Raw genomic sequence first — 18,050 nt, 5'->3', positions numbered from 1 at the left:
ATGATTTACCGGTGATGAAGTCAGCTGTTTCCAAGCGGGGAATTTGAATCCAGCCTGATGGAGTGTCGTTGTCTCCGATCCTGCTAGCACTCGCCGATATTTACCGGGCCTCGGCTGTGGGGCGAGGGGGAGGAGGTCGAGATTTTCAGATCGATTATGAGCAGCTGTTGCGGCGGGCTGGATTGGACGATGGAGATGCTCGAGAACTCGCCGAGCAGGATCTGGTGGTGGCGGAGCAGAGCTCGAATGGCGTGCTAAGGATTGATCGGCACGGTCGATCGGGCTTGCCGCTGAAAGTGCGTCTCGAAGGTTCGAAAGGAGAGAGATGGTTGTTCACGGCGCTTGGTCAGCAGCGCCCCGAGGCAGTTCGTGAGGAATTGGCGCAATTTTTCCGTGAAGCGGCACAACGCCCCGTTCCGGTGAAGATTCGGTCGCAGTGGCTGAGGTGGTTTGAAGGTCTGGCGGAGTCTGCGTTCGCGGGGAGATCGGTGCAGCCGTTTGAGAGGACGGACGGAGAGGCGAATCGTCGGCTCCTGGAAGCACTTCACGGGGTGGTGGAATGGCCCCATGAGAGTCTGATTCGCTACGCCAGTGTGCAGATCGCTGGGAATTCGAAGGCGCTCGAGGCAATGAGGCCGCGATTGGAATCGGCGTTGCGCGAGATGACAGGGGAGTTGGAGATGAGCTTGGAGAGTTTTGGCATCGCGAGTGTCCCTCGGACAGTCACGATGCATGGGCCGATCAAATGGCATCTCGCTGGCGGGGTTGTGGATGTTTCGGTCTGTGAGGGTCCCGTGACGCTTTCGGCGGTCGATCTTCAAGATGCGATCTTGGAATTGGGTTCGGGAACTTTACTGACGGTAGAGAACGAAAGCGTGTTTCTGGAGCTGGTAAGGAGAAACCCGGGAGTTCTTTTGGTGCTTACGAGCTTCCCCGGTGCCGCCACTTGTCAGCTGTTAGGCTGCCTTCCGAGGAGCATGCGGTGTTTTCATTTTGGCGATACGGATCCGGCAGGTTTCGATATTCTGAGGGATTTGAGGGTGAGAACTGGGCGAAGATTCTTGCCGTTCTTGATGGAGCCAAGGCCGGGTCTTGTCGCGTTCTCTGCGACGGAAGGGCGAACCTTGAAGCGTCTGGTTCACGACGAGATGCTGGCGGATGTTCATCCGTGGTTGGTGGAGATGAGAGAGCGTGGATCGCATGGCGCTTTCGAGCAGGAGGGGCTGCCCCTAGATGGGGTGTTGGAGGAACTCAGCAAGTTGCACCGAGAGGAGTTGGAGGGCTGAGGGAGACTGTGCTGCTGATGACGGCGGGGGAGTGGTCTCACTGCAGGCGGCTGGGAATCGGCTCGGGACACGGATCAGCCACCAGTTGCCTCCCTTGATTGTATACAAAAAACTTGCGCTGAATTGGGGCTCTGATAGTCAGGAGGGAATCGGTGGTTTCCCCAGGGGGAAATCGCTGTAGCAAACCCAAGCCTCAACCCAAGATGCAACTCCTCCGCCTTGTTTGTTCCCCCGTTGGCGCGCTTTTGAGCGCAGCCTTTTTTGCCAGTTCAGCACCCGCGGCCTTGGTCGTGGGTAACCGGCTGTTCGTTGACTTTGGAAAAGACGACGGCACCAATGGCAATGCGATGGCCTCTCCAGATGGCAATGGCAACTACTGGAACAATGCGATCTATCCCATTAATGCTGTGGGGGGAGCGGGATCTGGAAGCAATCCCCTGGTGACTTCTTTGGTGGACATGTTCGACGAAGCCCATGCAGCGACGGGGATTGGCCTCAATTTCTCGACGGGTTGGCAGGCGAATGGATTTCTCAACGGTGGTCTGACCAGCCCGAGTGCGGCGCTTCTGGGCGACTTTGCCTTCGGGAACGTGACTGGAGATTATTTCTTCTTCGACACTTCTGCGGGAACTCCTCCGACCTGTTCGATGACGTTCACCGGTCTCGATCCGTCCCTAACCTACGATTTCACGATTTTCGCGACGCGCGCAACGACGGAGGTGCGAAGTAGTTTGTATACGATCACGGATATCAATGGGACCCATACTTATGATCTCCAGACTTCAGGAACGGGGATCGGAGATGGTGGTTACAATGGAAACAACGACACCTTCGCGACCTTTAGTGGAATGGTGCCCACGGCGGGAGGTGAGATCACATTGGTGATGGATCAGTCGGCGAGTGCCTTTGCCTATATTGGCGCGCTGCAAATGACGGCGGTTCCTGAGCCGGGAGGGCTGGTGCTTTCCTTGGCAGGGCTCGGGCTGTTGTTGCGTCGCCGACGTGCCTGATTTCTGGGTTTTCCGGTTCCAGGGAAAAAAACGGGGCCGCGCACTCGCGCGGCCCCAAATGTGTCATGAAACTGGAAAACTTTCCGGGGTTGCCCCTTCGGATGCGGGCAAGTTGCCGGAATTTCGCGGATGTGTCATGTCACCAATTTTTGGGACACGCTTCCACGGGTCGAAGGTCGAGGGCCTCGGCAGGGATGGTGGCTTATTCTTCGCCGAGTTGTTCCTCGCGGGCTTCGACTTGGCGGATCTTGGTCGCGTCGGATTCGAACGGGGCGTGGACCTCGGGCTCCTGATAGAGGATTTCCCCGGATTCATCGGTGACAGTCCGTTCGACCAAACATGCGGAGGTCATGAGAGCAAAGCACAGGAGTGCGAGGTAACGAATCATGGGCGGCATGATGAAGGTCGTTGGGAGCGAAGATCCAAGCTTCAAATCGGCAGGAGAGGGTGCCAGAGGCTCAGAAATTGGGGGTTTTTCCTTATTCCCAAAATTTTCTCCCGAAATGGTGCGACCTCGGTTCGTATGAAGAGGATCCCAAGATGCATTCATGAGACCACTGTTTTTCGTCCTCACTCCTATTGTCCTGCAGGCAGCTGAGCTGCCTTTACCTGCCCGCTACGTGGATCCGATGATCGGCACGGCGGGTCATGGTCACGTGTTTCCCGGAGCCACGGCGCCCTTCGGTATGGTTCAAGCCAGCCCCGATACGGGTGTGCATGGTTGGGACCGTTGTTCGGGGTATCATTACGATGACCCGGGAATCCTTGGCTTCAGCCATACGCACCTCAGTGGCACCGGTTGCGGTGACCTTGGTAACCTTTTGTTCATGCCGATGCAGGGAGAGGTTCGATGGGATCCAACTCCTACCGGTGTCGGAGGAGGCTTGCGGCCGGACACGGGTGCACGAGTTCGTTTCAGCCACGATCAGGAGGAGTCGGAAGTGGGCTATTATCGAGTGACTTTCGATGACCCTAAGATTCAAGTCGAGCTGACCGCGACGGAGCGTTGTGCGGTCCACCGCTACACCTTTCCGGAGAAGGGTGACGCGAGCGTGTTGATCGACTTGAATCACAAGATTTCGCCTCCGGGTGAGCCTGCCTTCGAAGCGGAGCTCAAGGTGATCGATGATCACACCGTGGTGGGCTGGCAAAAGACCGACGGTTGGTCGAATCCAAAGACTTATTCGTTCGTGGCAGAGTTTTCGCAGCCGATTGTTTCCCAGGAACTGCGTGAAGGAGGGAATGAGAAGTCAGGCAAGTCGCTGAAGGGGAAAGCGATCAAAGGGGCCTTTCATTTCGATGTGGACCCTTCCAAACCGCTGGTGGTGAAGGTGGGTGTTTCTCCGATCGATATTTCCGGGGCGAAGAAGAATTTGGCCAAGGAGGTTGGCGATGCGGATTTCGAAGCGGTGCGAAAGGGCACCGTCGAGAAGTGGAATGCGTTGTTGGGCAAGATCAAGGTCGACTCTTCGGATCCCGCCTGGCTGAGCACCTTTTACACCGCGCTCTACCGCACGATGGTGGCGCCGAATCTCTACAATGATGCCGATGGTCATTGGATCGGACCGGATCGTGAGGTGCAGTCGAAGTCCGGCTTCGATCACTACTCGACGTTTTCTCTGTGGGATACTTTCCGGGCGGCCAATCCGCTCTACACTCTGATCGTTCCCGATCGGGTGGATGATTTCACCAGCGGAATGTTAGCTCATTACAAGCATAGTCCCTGGAAACAATTGCCGGTGTGGACGTTGTGTGGGAACGACACTTGGTGCATGATTGGTTACCACTCGATTCCGGTGATCGTGGACGCCTATTTCAAGGGGCTGACGGATTTCAATGAGCGGGACATGCTGGCGGCGATGGTCGACAGTTCCAACCGTCGAGAGTGGAATCGCGAGTATCGGGAGAATGGCTGGGCACCATCTGGTGATGACGGGGCACAGGGCACTTCGCGGACGCTCGAATATGCGTTCGATGATTGGTGCATTGCACGTTTTGCTGAAGCCATCGGGGACAAGAAGGTCACGCGGGAGTATGACAAGCGGGCGCAGAACTACCGCAACGTGTTCGATACGGAATCCAGCCTGATGCGCGGCAAGGATCGCAATGGCAAGTGGCTGGAGCCTTTCAAGCCGACCGTGGTGGATTTCACGTCGTTCACGGAAGCCAATGCGTGGCAGTACACTTGGTCGGTGATGCATGATGTTCCGGGCTTGATCGAGCTGATGGGTGGCCCGGAGAAGTTCGTCGCCAAGTTGGATGAGATGTGGACGATCGAGGGGGTGGAGTCTCATGCACCGGATGTGACCGGCCTGATTGGCCAGTATGCGCATGGCAATGAGCCGAGTCACCATGCGGCCTATCTTTACGATTTCGCGGGTCAGCCGTGGAAAACCCAGAAGTGGATCCGCGACATTTCTACTCAGTTCTACACGGACAAGCCGGATGGGGTGTGCGGCAATGAAGACTGTGGCCAGATGTCGGCATGGTATGTCTTCAGCTCACTGGGGATCTATCCGGTCAATCCGGCCAGTGGGGTTTACATGATCGGAAGCCCCCTTTTCCGCCGTGCGCAGGTGGAACTGAAGGGAGGGAAGACCTTTGAGGTGATTGCCAAGGATAATGGTCCGGACAGCCCCTACATTCAGGAGGCGCTGCTGAATGGGAAGCCGCTGGATCGGGCATGGATCACGCATCGTGAATTGATGGCAGGAGGAACCCTCGCATTTCGGATGGGCTCGGAGCCGAACAAGGCATGGGCGGTGAAGGAATTGCCGCCGGTGTCTGGCTACTGATTGGGTTTGCGCCACCGGGAATCCGGTAGGGATGCGGTCCGATGCAATTCCGGAGGTTCGTCATGCGAGCCTCCGGATTTTTGCTTTTGGAATGGTGATCCGGTGGTTCCCTAAGGCGTTAGAAGGGGGCAGGATGGGATGGCAACTGGGCAAGAAACCCGGGCGAGCAGCCCTTGATTTTGAGCCAGCCATCGCGGTGCTTTACTACCTTGAGTGGATTCGAGGCGATGAAGGCGAGCAGGCTGAAGAGAATCAGCAGGATCGAACCGAGTCCCCACGCACCGATCAAGGCGTCATCCTGCGATGATATCGCCATGGCGATGCAGGTGATTCCACTGATGGCGAGGCCAGTGCCGATCCACCGCTTTTTCGCGGTGTTTTTGCGGACCTCAGGGCTCAGGCTGAGGAGCACCTTGGCCTTCTTTTGGACGATCAGGGCGACGATCAGCATGACGAGGAGATTGACCAGAAACAGGATGAAGATCCATGGAGGAGTCCACGATAGGGTTCGAGTCTTTCGATATCCCTGAGAATCCACTGGTTGACCGGAGACCGGACAAATCTCCGGCAGTACCGCTCCATTGCGGACGTAGAGGAAGGCGCCATTGCTGGCATGGTGGAGGAGCCCATCGCTCATGCCGGGAACGTGGGCGGCGGCTGGAGCTTGGTAGGGATTGAAAGGGGTGGGAGGAGCTGGATCCGAAGTCATCGGCGTGGGAACTAGCGGATTCCTTGGGCCTCGGCAACTTTGGGGATTGGCGGATGACCTTCAGGATTGCACCGTGGGAGGTCTCTGCGGCACCTTGCGGACGTGTCGCCTGCCCTGACCGGACTTTCGAGAGACGAGCTCACCGCCCTGATGAAGGAGTGGGGGCAACCTGCTTTTCGTGCTGGGCAGATCCTTGATTGGGTGTGGAAGAAGAAGGTGGATTCGATCGACGAGATGACGAATTTGCCTGCGGCCTTGCGGGAGAAGCTGGTGGCGACGCATCGGCTGCATGCCTTGGAGGCGGCGCGGACACAGGGCAGCGCGGATACGACGCGAAAGTTTTTGTTCAAACTCCACGATGGCCGTTACGTCGAGAGTGTGCTGATTCCTGCCAATCCTGCCCTGTATGGCGAGCGTTCGGATCGGCGGACGCTCTGTGTTTCTTCGCAGGTGGGCTGCGCCTTTGGATGCAAGTTTTGTGCCTCCGGGCTTGCCGGTTTTTCCCGCAATCTCGGACCTGATGAGATTGCCGGGCAGGTGTTGGCTGCCGAGCGCTTGTCGGGTGAGCGGGTGGACAATCTGGTCTTCATGGGCATGGGCGAGCCGTTCGCCAACTTTGAAGGTTTGATGGCGGCCATTGAAATCATCACTGCCGAATGGGGCCTGCATCTAGGAGCTCGGCACCTGACCATTTCGACATCCGGGTTGGTCCCGAAAATCAAGGCACTTGCCGATCATCCCCAGCAAATCCGCTTGGCGATTTCTCTGCACGGAGCCACCGATGAGGTGCGCGACCTTATCATGCCGGTGAACAAGAAGTGGAAGACGGCGGAATTGTTCGAGGCGCTCGACTACTGGAACTCTCGGAAGAAGCAACACCTCACGCTGGAGTATATCCTGATCCGTGACGTCAACGATGACCTCGAACAGGCACGCATTTTGGCGACACATGCGCGACGATTGAAGGCGAAGGTGAATTTGATTCCGTACAACACGGTGGAGGGACTCGATTGGGTGAGGCCGCCAGAGGACCGCTGCCGCGCGTTCCGCGATATTTTGAAGCAAGCCGGAGTGAGCGCCACCCTCCGTTTGGAGAAGGGGCACGACATCGATGCCGCCTGCGGCCAGCTCCGTCTGAAGCAGGAGACGGAAGAGGGCATCATCGAGGCACCGGTGAAGCGGTAAGGGAGTGCTTGCCGGGTCGGTAAAGCAATTCGTGCGCAGCCAAGGAGCTTGGAAATCCGGCTCGGATTTCGCTAGAACGAGGCTGCCCTCATGCCCCGTACTCGCACCCTTCCCCGTTCCCAACCGGTGTTTCCCGCATCGGTTCACGATCCCGTCCTCGGCCCGGAATTGCTGAAGCTTCATGCAGCGATGGAGCTCGACCCTTTGTGGTCAGCGATGCTTCGCTTGATCGATCTCTGCGTGCCATGCCGCGATGTGATTGCTGCGCTGCCGTGTGAGGGGATTCAACCGATGATCATTCGTTCGACGATTCCTGGGGACCCGGACGAGTATTGGGGGCGCATCAATCGTGCGGAGCCTCCGCTAGGGGCAATGGTGGCGCAGCATCCGGGATTGCGGTTGGCGGATATCGACGAGCAATTCTCGGATGAGGAGCTGAAGGCGACGCGGTTTTGGAAAGAGATCATGGAGCCCGATGGCTGGCGTCATTCAGTGGCTTTGTTGGCTTGGGACGGGCCGCGTTTGGTGGGTCACGTCGGGCTGAACCGGGAAGCCGCGCAAGGAAGGTTCACCGTGGAAGAAAAGGCTCTGTTGGTGGAGTTGCAGCCTCACTTTGAGGTGGCGATGAATCGCGTGGCTGCGTGGTCTCGGGAGCGACGCGTAAGGCAGATGCTGGCCGAGTGCATGGAGCATCCCTTGGAAGGAGTGGTACTGTTGGACCTGCAGGGGCGCCAGATGCATCACAACCGGGCGGCACGAGCGGCGTGCGATCGCTGGAATGATCATCCTAGCGATTCGCGGGGAGCGGTGCATCTGCCACCCGAGATTTCGGCAGCGGCGGCGGAGATTGTATCGGGATTTCTGGAAGCCATGCGGGATCATCCGCGACCGGGGGCCGTGGAAGTGGAGTTGGATCATCCGAGTTTGCCGGGACTTTCGGCGCGGCTGCGGGTGGTGGAGCCCGCGCGCCAGGCGAACTGGCCCTATGTGATGGTGACCTTCAGCCGTCGGGTGGGAGCCGCCCAACACATGCCGGTGTTTCGGCTGACCAGTTCCGAGCATCGGGTGGCGCTTTTGGTGGCCGGGGGTTTGCGCAACGAAGAAGTCGCTCGGGAGCTTTCGGTGAGCGTTCACACGATCCGGTCGCATCTCCGGGAGATTTTTGCCAAGTTGGGAGTTCGGCACCGGGGGGAGCTTTCTCGGCATCTGGCGGTCACGGATGCGAGTTTACCGACGGCGGAGCTGGAGGAAGGTTTTTGACAGGATTGGCAAAGTGAAACGTTTCTTTGGGCATCATGCGGCGATGGCTCCCATGCTGGTTCGGTTGGTGGTTCCTCGCTGCGGCGGGAGCCCAGGATGGTGAACAGCTTTTCACTCTTTATTGCAGTGCCTGTCACGGAGCGGACGGGAAAGGAGCGAATGAGGGGGCGTTTCCGCCGTTAGCGGGAAGCCGCTGGGTGTCGGGCGAGCCGGAGAGGGCCATTCAGATTGTGCTGCACGGGATCCACGGGCCGATTGAGGTGGCGGGCCGGCACTATGAATTGGAGATGCCGCCGCAGGGAGCGATGCTCGCCGACGAGCCGTTGGCAGCCATTTTGAGTTATGTCCGCTCATCGTGGGGAAATGCTGGGAGTGCGGTCACTCCGGAGGCCGTGGCCGCGCAGCGGGCAGCGGGGCTCGATCGTGCCGGCCCATGGACCGCAGAGGAGATCCTGAGCCGATATCCATTGCCTCTGGAAGCATCGGTCCTGCGTGATTTGTTATCGCGGAGCTATGAGGGGGATTGGAGTGAGTTGCCGGATTTTGCGAAATTGACAGCAGCCAATGTGGAAGAAGAGCACGATGGATGGCTGAAGGTGGAGAGTGCGCCGTTCGAGGATCATTTCGCGATGGAGTGGGAGGGGCGATTTGAAGCGCCGGAGACGGGCGAGTATGAGTTTTTGTTGGATGCCGATGATGCGGCGGAGTTGCGGTTGGATGGAGAGTCTGTAGTGGCGGTGACGGGATTGGGACCGATGGATGGGTCGCGATCGCAGACAGGAAAGGTCCATCTGGATGCGGGATCGCATGCGTTTTGGGTGGGCTATGTGGAGGCGGAGGGGCAGCAGGGAATCGCCCTCGGCTGGAAGGTGGGCGAAGGTGGGGGATACCGGTGGCTAACGCCGGTGCAGGCTTCGATCCGGGAGGATCGTTTGCCGATCGTGGTGGGACCGGAAGACGGGCGGGCGGTGATCTATCGGAATTTCATCGATGGTACGACGCCGCGTGCGATCGGCGTCGGTTTCCCGGGAGGAATGAATTTGGCTTGGTCGGCGGATCATTTGGCACCCGAACTGATCTGGACGGGGGCCTTCATCGATGGCGCTGCGAAGTGGGTGGACCGCGGGACGCGCCCTTCGCCGCCTGCTGGGGAAAATGTGGTCAAGCTGTCGGCGGAGCGTTTCCTGCCGGAGGAGGCGAAGTTTCGTGGTTACCAGCTGGATGCGGAGGGAAACCCGACGTTTGTGGCGACGTGGGGGAATCAAACTTTGCGGGAGGGATGGCAGCCGGGGGCCTGCCGTGACGGCGTGCCCTGTTTGGTGCGGAGCTTGTCTTTGGCCGGAGGTTCGGCCTCATTGCGAGTTCCCTTGGGAGAGTTCGCAGCGATCGAGTCGGACGCTGTGATGGCGCGCGATGCCGGCCGCTCGGTGGCGGAGTTGCGACCCGGCCTGACCCTCACTTTCCGATATCGTCTGCCTCACTGATTTTGTCATGTCTGTCTCTACGATGCTTCGTTGGTCGTCTGCTGGGATTCTAGCAATCCCCTGCTGGGCGGCATCGCTGGGTGGCTATGTTCGCGAGGAGATTCCATTGCCTCCCGGGGAGGTGATGGAGATCAGTTCCATCGCGCTGATGCCGGAGGACCAGGTAGCGGTGACAACGCGCCGGGGGGACTTGTGGATTTGCGATGGGGCGTATGGAGAGGATTTGTCTCAGGTGCGCTGGCATCGCTTCGCCCGGGATTTGCATGAGCCGTTAGGGATGTTTTGGAAGGAGGGTTCGTTGTGGCTGACTCAGCGGCCGGAGCTGACTCGAATCACCGATACGGATGGGGATGGGGAAGCGGATCGGTTCGAAACGATCTGCGCGGACTGGGGGCTTACCGGAAACTACCATGAGTATGCTTTTGGCAGCCCGCCGGATCGTGAAGGCAATGTATGGATTGCGCTGTGTCTCACCGGTTCATTCACCTCCGATGCTCCGTGGAGAGGTTGGTGTGTCCGAGTGACGCCGGAGGGGGAGATGATTCCGACATGTTCGGGGCTGAGGTCACCTGGAGGCATTGGATTCAATCGGGAGGGGGACGCATTTTATACCGACAACCAAGGGACGTGGAATGGGTCGTCATCGCTCAAGTGGCTTCGACCTGGCAGTTTTCAGGGGAATCCGGTGGGCAATTCCTGGCACCGTCTGGCGGGATGGCCGGCGCCTCCGGAGCCGAAGGATCCATCACGGATGGTGGTGGAGAGAGCTCGTTTTCCCGATTTGGTGCCTCCGGCGGTGATCTTGCCCCACGGCAAAGTCGGCCAATCTCCCACGGCGGTGGTGCTTGACGACACAGAAGGGCGGTTTGGGCCGTTTGCCGGTCAAATGCTGATCGGCGAGCAGACTCATTCTCAAGTTCAGCGGGTGTGTTTGGAGAAGGTCGGTGAATGGTATCAGGGGGCGGTTTTCCATTTTCTGGAGGGCTTCGAGGCGGGGATCGTGCCGATGCGACTGGCGGGCGATGGAAGTTTGTTTGTCGGGGGAACGAACCGGGGTTGGGGTTCGCGGGGTTCGAAGCCTTTCACCTTTGAAAGGGTGCGCTGGGGAGGTGAGGTGCCGTTTGAGATGCATCACCTTTCGGCCATTCCCGAGGGCTTTGAGCTGACTTTTACCGAGCCGGTGGACGCCACTTCGGCAGGTGATCCGGCGAGCTATGCGATGGATGCCTGGACCTACGTCTATCAATCCGAGTATGGATCACCCGAGGTGGATGCGGTGGCTCCCACGGTGCGCTCGGTGCAAGTGATGGAGGATGGCAGGACGGTCCGGATGGTGATCGATGGGCGTGTCCGGGGGCATGTGCACCATCTGCGTGCGGATGGGGTAAGGTCGGTCACTGGGGAGGCGCTGGTTCACCCAGAGGCTTGGTACACTCTCAATGAGATTCCGGAGGGTTGAGGGAGGGTCGTAGTTCGCCGAGATTTCGTTTTGCCCGGTCGGAATGGAGTTGGTGGGTGCGGATTTTCTCTGCGAGTTCGACGGCGCGTCGAATCTGGGTGTCTTCGCGTTTGGCGCTGGCGACGTGATGGACCAGGGATCTTTGGAAGCCAGGAGTGAAGGTGTCCCATCGCGCCCGGGCTTCTTCGTCCTGTTCGAGGACGATTTGAAATGCCTCGGGAAGGTCGATGCGTGATGGCTCCGGATCGGGTTGAAGGAGGAGCTCGGCGGCTTGTCCGGGGACGAGACCGCAGGCGGCGAGGAGTTGGCGACCGAATACCAGGCACGGTCCACATTCCCGGCTCCATTGGAGCCCGCGGTTGACGGGGAATCCATTCACGGTCCCCGTCAAACGTCGCACCCCGGCGGCCTTCCACGCTTCGCCGATGCCCTCGGGGATGGCCATTCCAAGATAGTTCTGGCCTAACCCGGTTGGCTCGACCCGGCTGGTGAAAGAGAATTGAAGCCCGGACATGAGTCGAAGGACAGGGGATGATGGCGAAGGGGCCAAGTCATCTTTGAAGTGGCGTTGAATTCCAGTGTCACAAACCGGATTCGATTATCTTCTTGGCAAGTGATTCTCAATGCCAGTGTTTGGTGGCATGAGTTGGTTGGGACATGGTGGCGATGGTGCGATGGAGACAGCCTGCTGCATGGCCGGAATTTTGTTGGCGTTAGGGATGCCCACTGCGAAGGGGGAATCGTGGCGGACCTTGGGGGATGTAGCCGTCGATGGAGCTCGGGACATGGCCTACGATCCGACGGCGCAGACGCTGTATGTTTCGACGGATGAGGGGAAATTGCAGACTTTTCAGCTTCCGAGTATGGAGCCAGCAGGTGCGATCCAAATCGGCACTCACTTGCGTGGGCTCGATTTATCCCCCGATCATTCCAAGTTGGCAGTGGGTAATTCTGACAATGGTCGCATCAGTATCTTGCACCTCCCTGAAGGAACGGTGGAGCACTTTCCTTTGGAGGCGAGCTATGGATCCGGCACGGTCAATTCCTGTGCTTTCCTGAATAACGAAGAGGTGATGGTGGGTGCTCGGGTATTGAACCTCCAGAGTGGAGACGCGCGTTCGGTATCGACGAGTTACTACGGGGTGGGAATTGTCGCAGCGAACGCTGATCGGCAGGTGATCGCTTTTACCGAGCCGGGAATTTCTTCCGGAACCGCAGGCTTGTTGGAGGCGGATGGGAGTTTGCGTGCGTCGGTGGGAACCGGCTGGTTTACTTATGATGTGGCCGTTTCCCCTGACGGGAATCAATTGGTGGTCCCGACGTATTCCGGGGCATTTGTGTATGATTGGACCGGCGAAAGGCTCTCCCGTTCGGGGAGCCTTGGCACCTATGCCACTTGGTGGCCGAGAGGGGTGGCGTATGATGTGAGGCATCCGTATCTGTTCATTTCGTTCGCCTCTCACTACAATGGCTATCCGGGGCTCGTGGCCTACGATCCGGTGTCCTTGGAGGCAAAGGGCATCGTCGAGCAGGAGAGTTTGTTTCCCAATCCGGGGAACAGCAGTTTCGCGGCAGGACACCTGCGAGTGTCGGAGGATGGCCACTATTTGTTCGCTTTGACCGAAGCTGGGGTGAGGATTTATGATATTTCCAGTCCGCAGGTCACCCTTGCGGTGACGGCGTCTCCCGAGGCAGGTGGGGAGGTTCAAGGAGGTGGGACGTTCCCGCTTGGGGAGAGGGTGGCGATCGAAGCCGTGCCTCGAGTGGGATGGATTTTCGAAGGGTGGAGCGGGGGAAGTGATGCGACTGCCGCGCAAATTGAGCCGGTGGCGACGGCCGAGCTTCAATTCATTGCCCATTTTGCTCATGACCTTTCCGACTCGGATGAGGACGGCCTGACGGCATTTCACGAATGGACGATCTCGCATACGGACCCTGAGCGGGCGGATACGGATGGGGATGGCGCTGGGGACGGGCTCGACCAGCTGCCCTTGGATCCTCAGGAGTGGATGGATACGGATGGGGATGGCGTGGGCGATCAGGCCGATGAGGACGACGACAATGATGGGGTTTCGGACCTCCTTGAGCTGGAAGTGGGCACCGACCCTCTCGATGCCGCCAGTGTTCCCAGCGATCACGATGGCGATGGGGTGCCGGATTCTTTGGACGAGGATGACGACAACGATGGCTTCACCGACGAGGTGGAGATCGTGGTTGGGACGGACCCCTTCGACGCGACCAGTCGGCCTTCCGATGCCGATAGCGATGGGATTCCAGATGAGCTGGATCCGGACGATGACAATGATGGGGTGTTGGATGGGGAAGATGACTTTCCCTTCGACCCGATGGAGTCCGTTGATACCGATGGAGATGGGATCGGGGATCTTGCGGATCCCGATGACGACAACGATGGGTATCTCGATGATGAAGATCCCGAACCGAGGGTGCCTGAGACGGTGAATGGAACGTATTTCGGGCTGCTAGAGGCGACCGAGTCGTTGACTGGAGGCTATGGAGGAACCCTGGAGGTCCAAGTTTCCCGGAAGGGACGAGTAAGTGGTCGTTTGCGGATGGCTGGAGAAACGTTGCGATTCCGCAGCCGCTTGGAGGAGCAACAAGGTGCCGAGGCTGGATTTACCGTCGAGATCGCTCGGCGAAAGCGGGATTCGCTATTCCTGGAAGTCCAGTTGGGAGCTCGATTGGACGGGGCATTGAGGGCGGGAGTGATCGAGATGGATTATCCCCCCACGATGATTTCAGGATGGAAGGCTCGATGGGCTCCTTTGAGCGAGGAGATCGGGCAAGGATCTGGGATCTATCCGGTGATTTTGGGGGCGACCGACGAGGGGATTTCGAGTGTTCCCCAGGGGGATGGCTATCTGCTCACGCGGGTATCGAAATTTGGAACTTCGCGTTGGTCGGGTCGGTTGGGAGATGGAACGTTGATTTCAGGATCGGGGCCATTGAGTGCGATAGGCGAGTTCCCGGTATGGGCGGCGAAGGAGGGAAGGTATGCGATTCAGGGCCCGTTGAATCTGAGTGGAGACGCAAGTGTGGAGGGGACTCTGGATTGGAGGCGATGGGTCGCAACGAGTCCGAAGGATGGGTTGTATCCGGCAGGGTTCGAGACGTTGATCTTCGCCCGGGGGGCCCAGCATGCGGGGCGTGCTCATTTGGATTGGCTGCGGACATGGGCAGGTCCGGGAAATGTTTGGTTGGGATTCTCAGGAGCCAAGGTCGAAGCTTCCTTCACCTCACCCAGCATTGGAGCGGAGTTGACGCCGTCGGGGAAGGTGATCACGGCCTCGAAAGGTTCGGGCGCGAATCCGGCTGCCGTGGAGGTGAAAATCGATCCGAAGACAGGCCTGTTTCGGGGCTCCTTTGTTTTGAAGGATCTCGATGATCGAGGGCGGGTGAAGAAGCGACGGACGGCTTTTTGGGGAGTGGTTGTCGATGGGGAGGCCAGGGGGTATTTCATCCTCCCCTCGTTGCCTGCTCCTTGGTTACCGGTTTTGGAGGAATTCAGTGGAGCGGTGTCGATCGTGCCGACTTCCTCATGGGAGCCATGAAAGGCAGGGTCATGGCCGTTTTCGTGGCGGGCGGTGTCATCGGGCTGGCGACTTGGAAGGGTTTGAGGGGCCCGGCGACTCAGGAATCGGGGGTGAGCCTGTTGAAGGGACCACAGGCATTCTCTTCTGCGGATGAGTCGGAGGGGGGAGCCGTTTTGCGTCGGCGGACTCCAAGTGAGAAGCGATCGTTGGCGATTCGTGTGGAGGAGGTCTTGGAAGATTCCAGCCTTTCCGAGAACCAGGTGGCGGTGCGATTGTTGGCGATGGTAGGGGAAGCGGATTCCGATTCAAAGGCTCGGGAGGAGGGGCTTCGGCATGCATTGTTGCTCGCGGACGATGCGACATGGAGGGCCCACGCGCTGCCTTTGGCCCTGGAATATCCGTGGGAGTCGGAAGCGCTGATCACGCTGTGGATCGACGATTTGGCGACGCGCTCGGAGGAGATTCAGCTTCCGAGTTTGGCGCTTTTGATGGAGAGAGAAGCCTTTCGTGATGAGTGTGAAATGTCTCTGAAGGTGGGATTAGGGGAGGATGCGCTTGAAGATGGCGCGTCATCGGCTCAATGGCAGCGGGCGGTGTCCCATCATTTGGAGAAGGAGAGAGGTAGCCGCTCTTCGACGAGTTCAAGCCAACGCTGAGCGGCGGGGGATAGGAGGGCGCCGGTTCGCCAGATGAGTCCGAGTCGCCAGCGCAGATCGGATTCATCAATGAGGGCGGTTTCGAGGGCGAGCGGACGGCGGGGTTCGACTTCCAGGCGGGGCAATAACGAGACGCCTAGACCGGAAGAAACGAGAGCGATGACGAAGTCGGCGTGGCGTCCGCGGGCAGCTTCGTGGAGTTCGATGCCCCGCTTCCGACAAGCTCGGGCGAGGACGGCATTAAGGACGAAGCCTTTTTCAAAGAGGATGAATGGGCTGGCCGTCAATTCGTGAAAACGCACGCTGGACCGACCTGCGAGAGGGTGGCCCTTGGGAAGAAGGGCGAGCAGGGGTTCGTCCACCAGTTCGCGCCACTCCATCTCGGGCGGCACGGGCGCCAAGGTGGCCGCCATCTCGATTTCACCCCGCCGGAGTTGTTCCTCCAGGCGTTGGCTGCCTTGTTCGTGGAGTTCGATTTCGATGCCGGGATAGCGCTGCCGGTAGGCGGCGACCAACGGGGCAAAGAGCACGCTACTGCCCAAGACGGGCAATCCAAGGCGCAGGCGACCTCGCTCCATTCCGCGAAGACCCGCCAGTTCTGCTTGGAGGTTTTCGCGTTCGGCGAGGATGGCGGTTGCACGTCGCCACACCAGTTCCCCCGCATCGGTGAGGCGCACTCCATGTCCGAGGCGATCGAGCAAAGGTGCTCCGCAGTCGTGTTCCAATTGCTGGAGTGCCTTACTGACGGTGGGCTGAGTGGTTCCTAGTGAGCGAGCGGCGGCCGAAAAACCTCCGCATTTGACGACTTCCACCAAGCATTCGAGATGGCGCAGTTCCATGAAGGGTATTCCAATAATGGATAAGGAATATTCCAATTATTCATTTCTGAAATAGGGCAGGAAGGTGGGACGATGTCCGCCCGATGAAGTTTCCCATTTCACGTCCTGTGCTGCTTGGCGGAGGTCAGGCTGCAGCGCTGATCGGATTCTGGCTGGTGCTCGAGCTTTTTTCCCGCTGGGGGCATTGGCCGATTCCTGCGAGCGTGGTGGGGGTTCTCGCCTTGTGGGCGATGTTGGACCGGGGCTGGGTGCCGTTGGGTTGGGTGGAGCAGGGTGCCGATCGGTTGCTGGAGCATCTTCTGCTGTTTTTTGTGCCGGCCATGTTGGGGCTGCTGAATCATCCGGAGTTTCTGAGTCTCCTCGGCCTGAAACTCTTGGCTGCGGTGCTGTTGGGCACGCTGGTGGTGATGGGAGGCACGGCCGCGGTCGTGGAATGGGGCTTTCGTTTGGAAAACCGCCATGCTGCCGATCGTGCCTGAGGCTGTCTATTGGGCCGCGCTTACCTTGGGTTTGTATGGCGGCGCGAGGTGGGTTCACCGGCGCTACCCGCGTTGGTGGGCATCGCCACTGTTGGTGACGTGGCTGGGGTGCGCGGGGGTCATTCTGGCGCTGCATGCAAAGTATGAGGACTACCTGGCGGGTACGCGGGGCCTGGTGCTGTTGCTGGGGCCCGCGACGGTGGCTTTCGCAGTGCCGATCCATCGTCATCGGGAGATGGTTCGCCGCCATTGGCGGGTGCTGGGGATGGGAGTGGTGGCAGGAAGCCTCCTGGCGGTTGGCAGTTCGTGGTTGCTGGCCGGCTGGTTTGGGTTTTCGCCAGACGTTCGTGCCAGCTTGTTGCCCCGATCGGTGACAACGCCCTTGGCGATGGCCGCCGCCTCAAGGATCGGAGGAACACCGGAACTCACGGCTGGGTTCACGGCGGTGACGGGCTTGTTTGGCGCAGCGGTCGGCGAGCTGTTGTTGGTGCGATTGCCGTTTCGCTCTTCGTTTGCCCGTGGCGCCCTGTTCGGGATGGGCGCCCACGGGGCGGGAGTGGCCAAGGCTCGCGAGTTGGGAGCCGAGGAGGGGGTGGTTGCCAGCCTCGTGATGATTCTGGCGGGCTTGCTCAACGTGATGGGGGCGGCGGTGTATGCCGCGTGGTGAGACAGCTCAGGCCGCCAACTGGGCGATCGCCTGCTTGGCGGCCGCAATCGAAGGTTCGCGGAGCTCGCTGCGGGCAACGTTCTCGGCGCGGATGACTTCGATGTCGGTGATCCCGATGAATCCCAATACGGTTTTCAGGTAGGCTTCTTGGTGATCGAGAGCGGCCAGTGGTGTGCCTTCGTAGGCACCGCCACGGGAGGAGATGAGAAAAAGCTTTTTGCCTTTCACCAGGCCTTCTGGGCCGTTCTCAGTATAATGGAAGGTTTTGCCGGCAACGGCGATGCGGTCGATCCATGCCTTGAGCTGGCTGGGGATGGAAAAGTTGTACATCGGCGCTCCCAGCACGATGAGATCGGTCGCGAACAGTTCTTCGAGGACCGCGGCGCCGGTGGCGGTGTCGAGGCCCTCGGATTCGGGCGCCATCAGGTGGGTTCCGCTCAGGTGTTGCAAGGGATCGGCCGCCAAGTCGCGGTAGGTCACTTGTAGGTCTGGATGAAGTTTGCGTTGGGCTTCGACGACTTCGGCCGTCAGCGCGCGGCTGACCGAACCGGTTCCCAGAATGCTCGAGTCGAGATGGAGGAGTTTCATGTTTCAGACAGGTTGGAATTGAGATGAGGACATTTGTTCTTTAGTCAACAGATGTCGAATAATGCGGCAGGAAAGGTTTGGC

Annotated in this window: 16 protein-coding genes; 11 read left to right on the top strand and 5 right to left on the bottom strand. The window is 59.2% G+C overall.

The window, feature by feature from the left end; all coding sequences use genetic code 11:
- Nucleotides 1–62: 62 nt before the first annotated feature.
- On the top strand, nt 63–1,286 hold the full coding sequence (locus HNR46_RS15915) for a Wadjet anti-phage system protein JetD domain-containing protein (RefSeq protein ID WP_184020545.1): 1,224 nt from the start codon (nt 63–65) through the stop codon (nt 1,284–1,286).
- 203 nt (nt 1,287–1,489) lie between these two features.
- Nucleotides 1,490–2,296 carry a PEP-CTERM sorting domain-containing protein gene (locus HNR46_RS15910; protein ID WP_184020543.1) on the top strand — a complete coding sequence of 269 codons (807 nt, stop codon included), beginning with the start codon at nt 1,490–1,492 and terminating at the stop codon, nt 2,294–2,296.
- 202 nt (nt 2,297–2,498) lie between these two features.
- Here HNR46_RS15910 and HNR46_RS15905 read toward each other — a convergent pair whose 3' ends face one another.
- Nucleotides 2,499–2,693, bottom strand: coding sequence for a hypothetical protein (locus tag HNR46_RS15905; RefSeq protein WP_184020541.1), 195 nt, complete (start codon nt 2,691–2,693; stop codon nt 2,499–2,501).
- Nucleotides 2,694–2,844: 151 nt separating this feature from the next.
- On the opposite strand from HNR46_RS15905, the gene HNR46_RS15900 reads away from it, so the two are divergent.
- Nucleotides 2,845–5,091 carry a GH92 family glycosyl hydrolase gene (locus tag HNR46_RS15900; protein WP_184020539.1) on the top strand — a complete coding sequence of 749 codons (2,247 nt, stop codon included), beginning with the start codon at nt 2,845–2,847 and terminating at the stop codon, nt 5,089–5,091.
- Nucleotides 5,092–5,209: 118 nt separating this feature from the next.
- Here HNR46_RS15900 and HNR46_RS15895 read toward each other — a convergent pair whose 3' ends face one another.
- Nucleotides 5,210–5,800 (bottom strand): hypothetical protein, encoded by a 591-nt coding sequence (locus HNR46_RS15895; RefSeq protein ID WP_184020537.1) that lies wholly within the window; start codon nt 5,798–5,800, stop codon nt 5,210–5,212.
- 102 nt (nt 5,801–5,902) lie between these two features.
- Between HNR46_RS15895 and rlmN the strand changes: the two genes are divergently transcribed.
- From rlmN to HNR46_RS15875, 4 genes are all read left to right on the top strand, one after another.
- Nucleotides 5,903–6,985: a dual-specificity RNA methyltransferase RlmN gene (gene rlmN / locus HNR46_RS15890; protein ID WP_343076055.1), complete on the top strand. Its 1,083-nt coding sequence runs from the start codon at nt 5,903–5,905 to the stop codon at nt 6,983–6,985.
- Nucleotides 6,986–7,075: 90 nt separating this feature from the next.
- Nucleotides 7,076–8,245, top strand: a complete 1,170-nt coding sequence (locus tag HNR46_RS15885) for a helix-turn-helix transcriptional regulator (protein ID WP_184020536.1) — start codon at nt 7,076–7,078, stop codon at nt 8,243–8,245.
- A gap of 35 nt (nt 8,246–8,280) precedes the next feature.
- The gene (locus tag HNR46_RS15880; RefSeq protein WP_184020535.1) at nt 8,281–9,729 is read left to right on the top strand and encodes a PA14 domain-containing protein; all 1,449 of its coding nucleotides are present in this window, start codon (nt 8,281–8,283) and stop codon (nt 9,727–9,729) included.
- 7 nt (nt 9,730–9,736) lie between these two features.
- Nucleotides 9,737–11,188 carry a DUF7133 domain-containing protein gene (locus HNR46_RS15875; protein WP_184020534.1) on the top strand — a complete coding sequence of 484 codons (1,452 nt, stop codon included), beginning with the start codon at nt 9,737–9,739 and terminating at the stop codon, nt 11,186–11,188.
- Here HNR46_RS15875 and HNR46_RS15870 read toward each other — a convergent pair.
- A complete protein-coding gene (locus tag HNR46_RS15870) occupies nt 11,166–11,702 on the bottom strand; it encodes a YdeI/OmpD-associated family protein (protein WP_184020533.1) in 537 nt (178 codons plus the stop codon). The two genes, HNR46_RS15875 and HNR46_RS15870, sit on opposite strands and share 23 nt — an antisense overlap.
- 127 nt (nt 11,703–11,829) lie before the next feature.
- Here HNR46_RS15870 and HNR46_RS15865 point away from each other — a divergent pair, with 127 nt between their 5' ends.
- Together HNR46_RS15865 and HNR46_RS15860 are read left to right on the top strand one after the other, a co-directional pair.
- Nucleotides 11,830–14,757, top strand: a complete 2,928-nt coding sequence (locus tag HNR46_RS15865) for an InlB B-repeat-containing protein (protein WP_184020532.1) — start codon at nt 11,830–11,832, stop codon at nt 14,755–14,757.
- Nucleotides 14,754–15,395, top strand: coding sequence for a hypothetical protein (locus HNR46_RS15860; protein ID WP_184020530.1), 642 nt, complete (start codon nt 14,754–14,756; stop codon nt 15,393–15,395). Before HNR46_RS15865 ends, HNR46_RS15860 begins: the two co-directional genes overlap by 4 nt.
- Here HNR46_RS15860 and HNR46_RS15855 read toward each other — a convergent pair.
- Nucleotides 15,341–16,234 (bottom strand): LysR family transcriptional regulator, encoded by an 894-nt coding sequence (locus HNR46_RS15855; RefSeq protein ID WP_184020529.1) that lies wholly within the window; start codon nt 16,232–16,234, stop codon nt 15,341–15,343. The genes HNR46_RS15860 and HNR46_RS15855 overlap by 55 nt on opposite strands.
- A gap of 83 nt (nt 16,235–16,317) precedes the next feature.
- Between HNR46_RS15855 and HNR46_RS15850 the strand changes: the two genes are divergently transcribed.
- Nucleotides 16,318–16,713 carry a CidA/LrgA family protein gene (locus tag HNR46_RS15850; protein WP_184020528.1) on the top strand — a complete coding sequence of 132 codons (396 nt, stop codon included), beginning with the start codon at nt 16,318–16,320 and terminating at the stop codon, nt 16,711–16,713.
- Complete coding sequence (locus tag HNR46_RS15845; protein WP_184020527.1) at nt 16,694–17,380, top strand: LrgB family protein; 687 nt, start codon at nt 16,694–16,696, stop codon at nt 17,378–17,380. The genes HNR46_RS15850 and HNR46_RS15845 overlap by 20 nt, the downstream gene beginning before the upstream one ends.
- 6 nt (nt 17,381–17,386) lie before the next feature.
- On the opposite strand, the gene HNR46_RS15840 is transcribed toward HNR46_RS15845, so the two are convergent.
- Entirely contained in the window at nt 17,387–17,968 is a 582-nt protein-coding gene (locus HNR46_RS15840) for an FMN-dependent NADH-azoreductase (protein WP_184020526.1), read from the bottom strand.
- Nucleotides 17,969–18,050 lie beyond the last annotated feature (82 nt).

This window comes from Haloferula luteola, from assembly GCF_014201715.1.
GTDB classification, from domain to species: Bacteria; Verrucomicrobiota; Verrucomicrobiia; order Verrucomicrobiales; family Akkermansiaceae; genus Haloferula; species Haloferula luteola.
The sequence above is the reverse complement of the archived record's forward strand: the minus strand, read 5'-3'. Positions and strand labels throughout refer to the sequence as shown.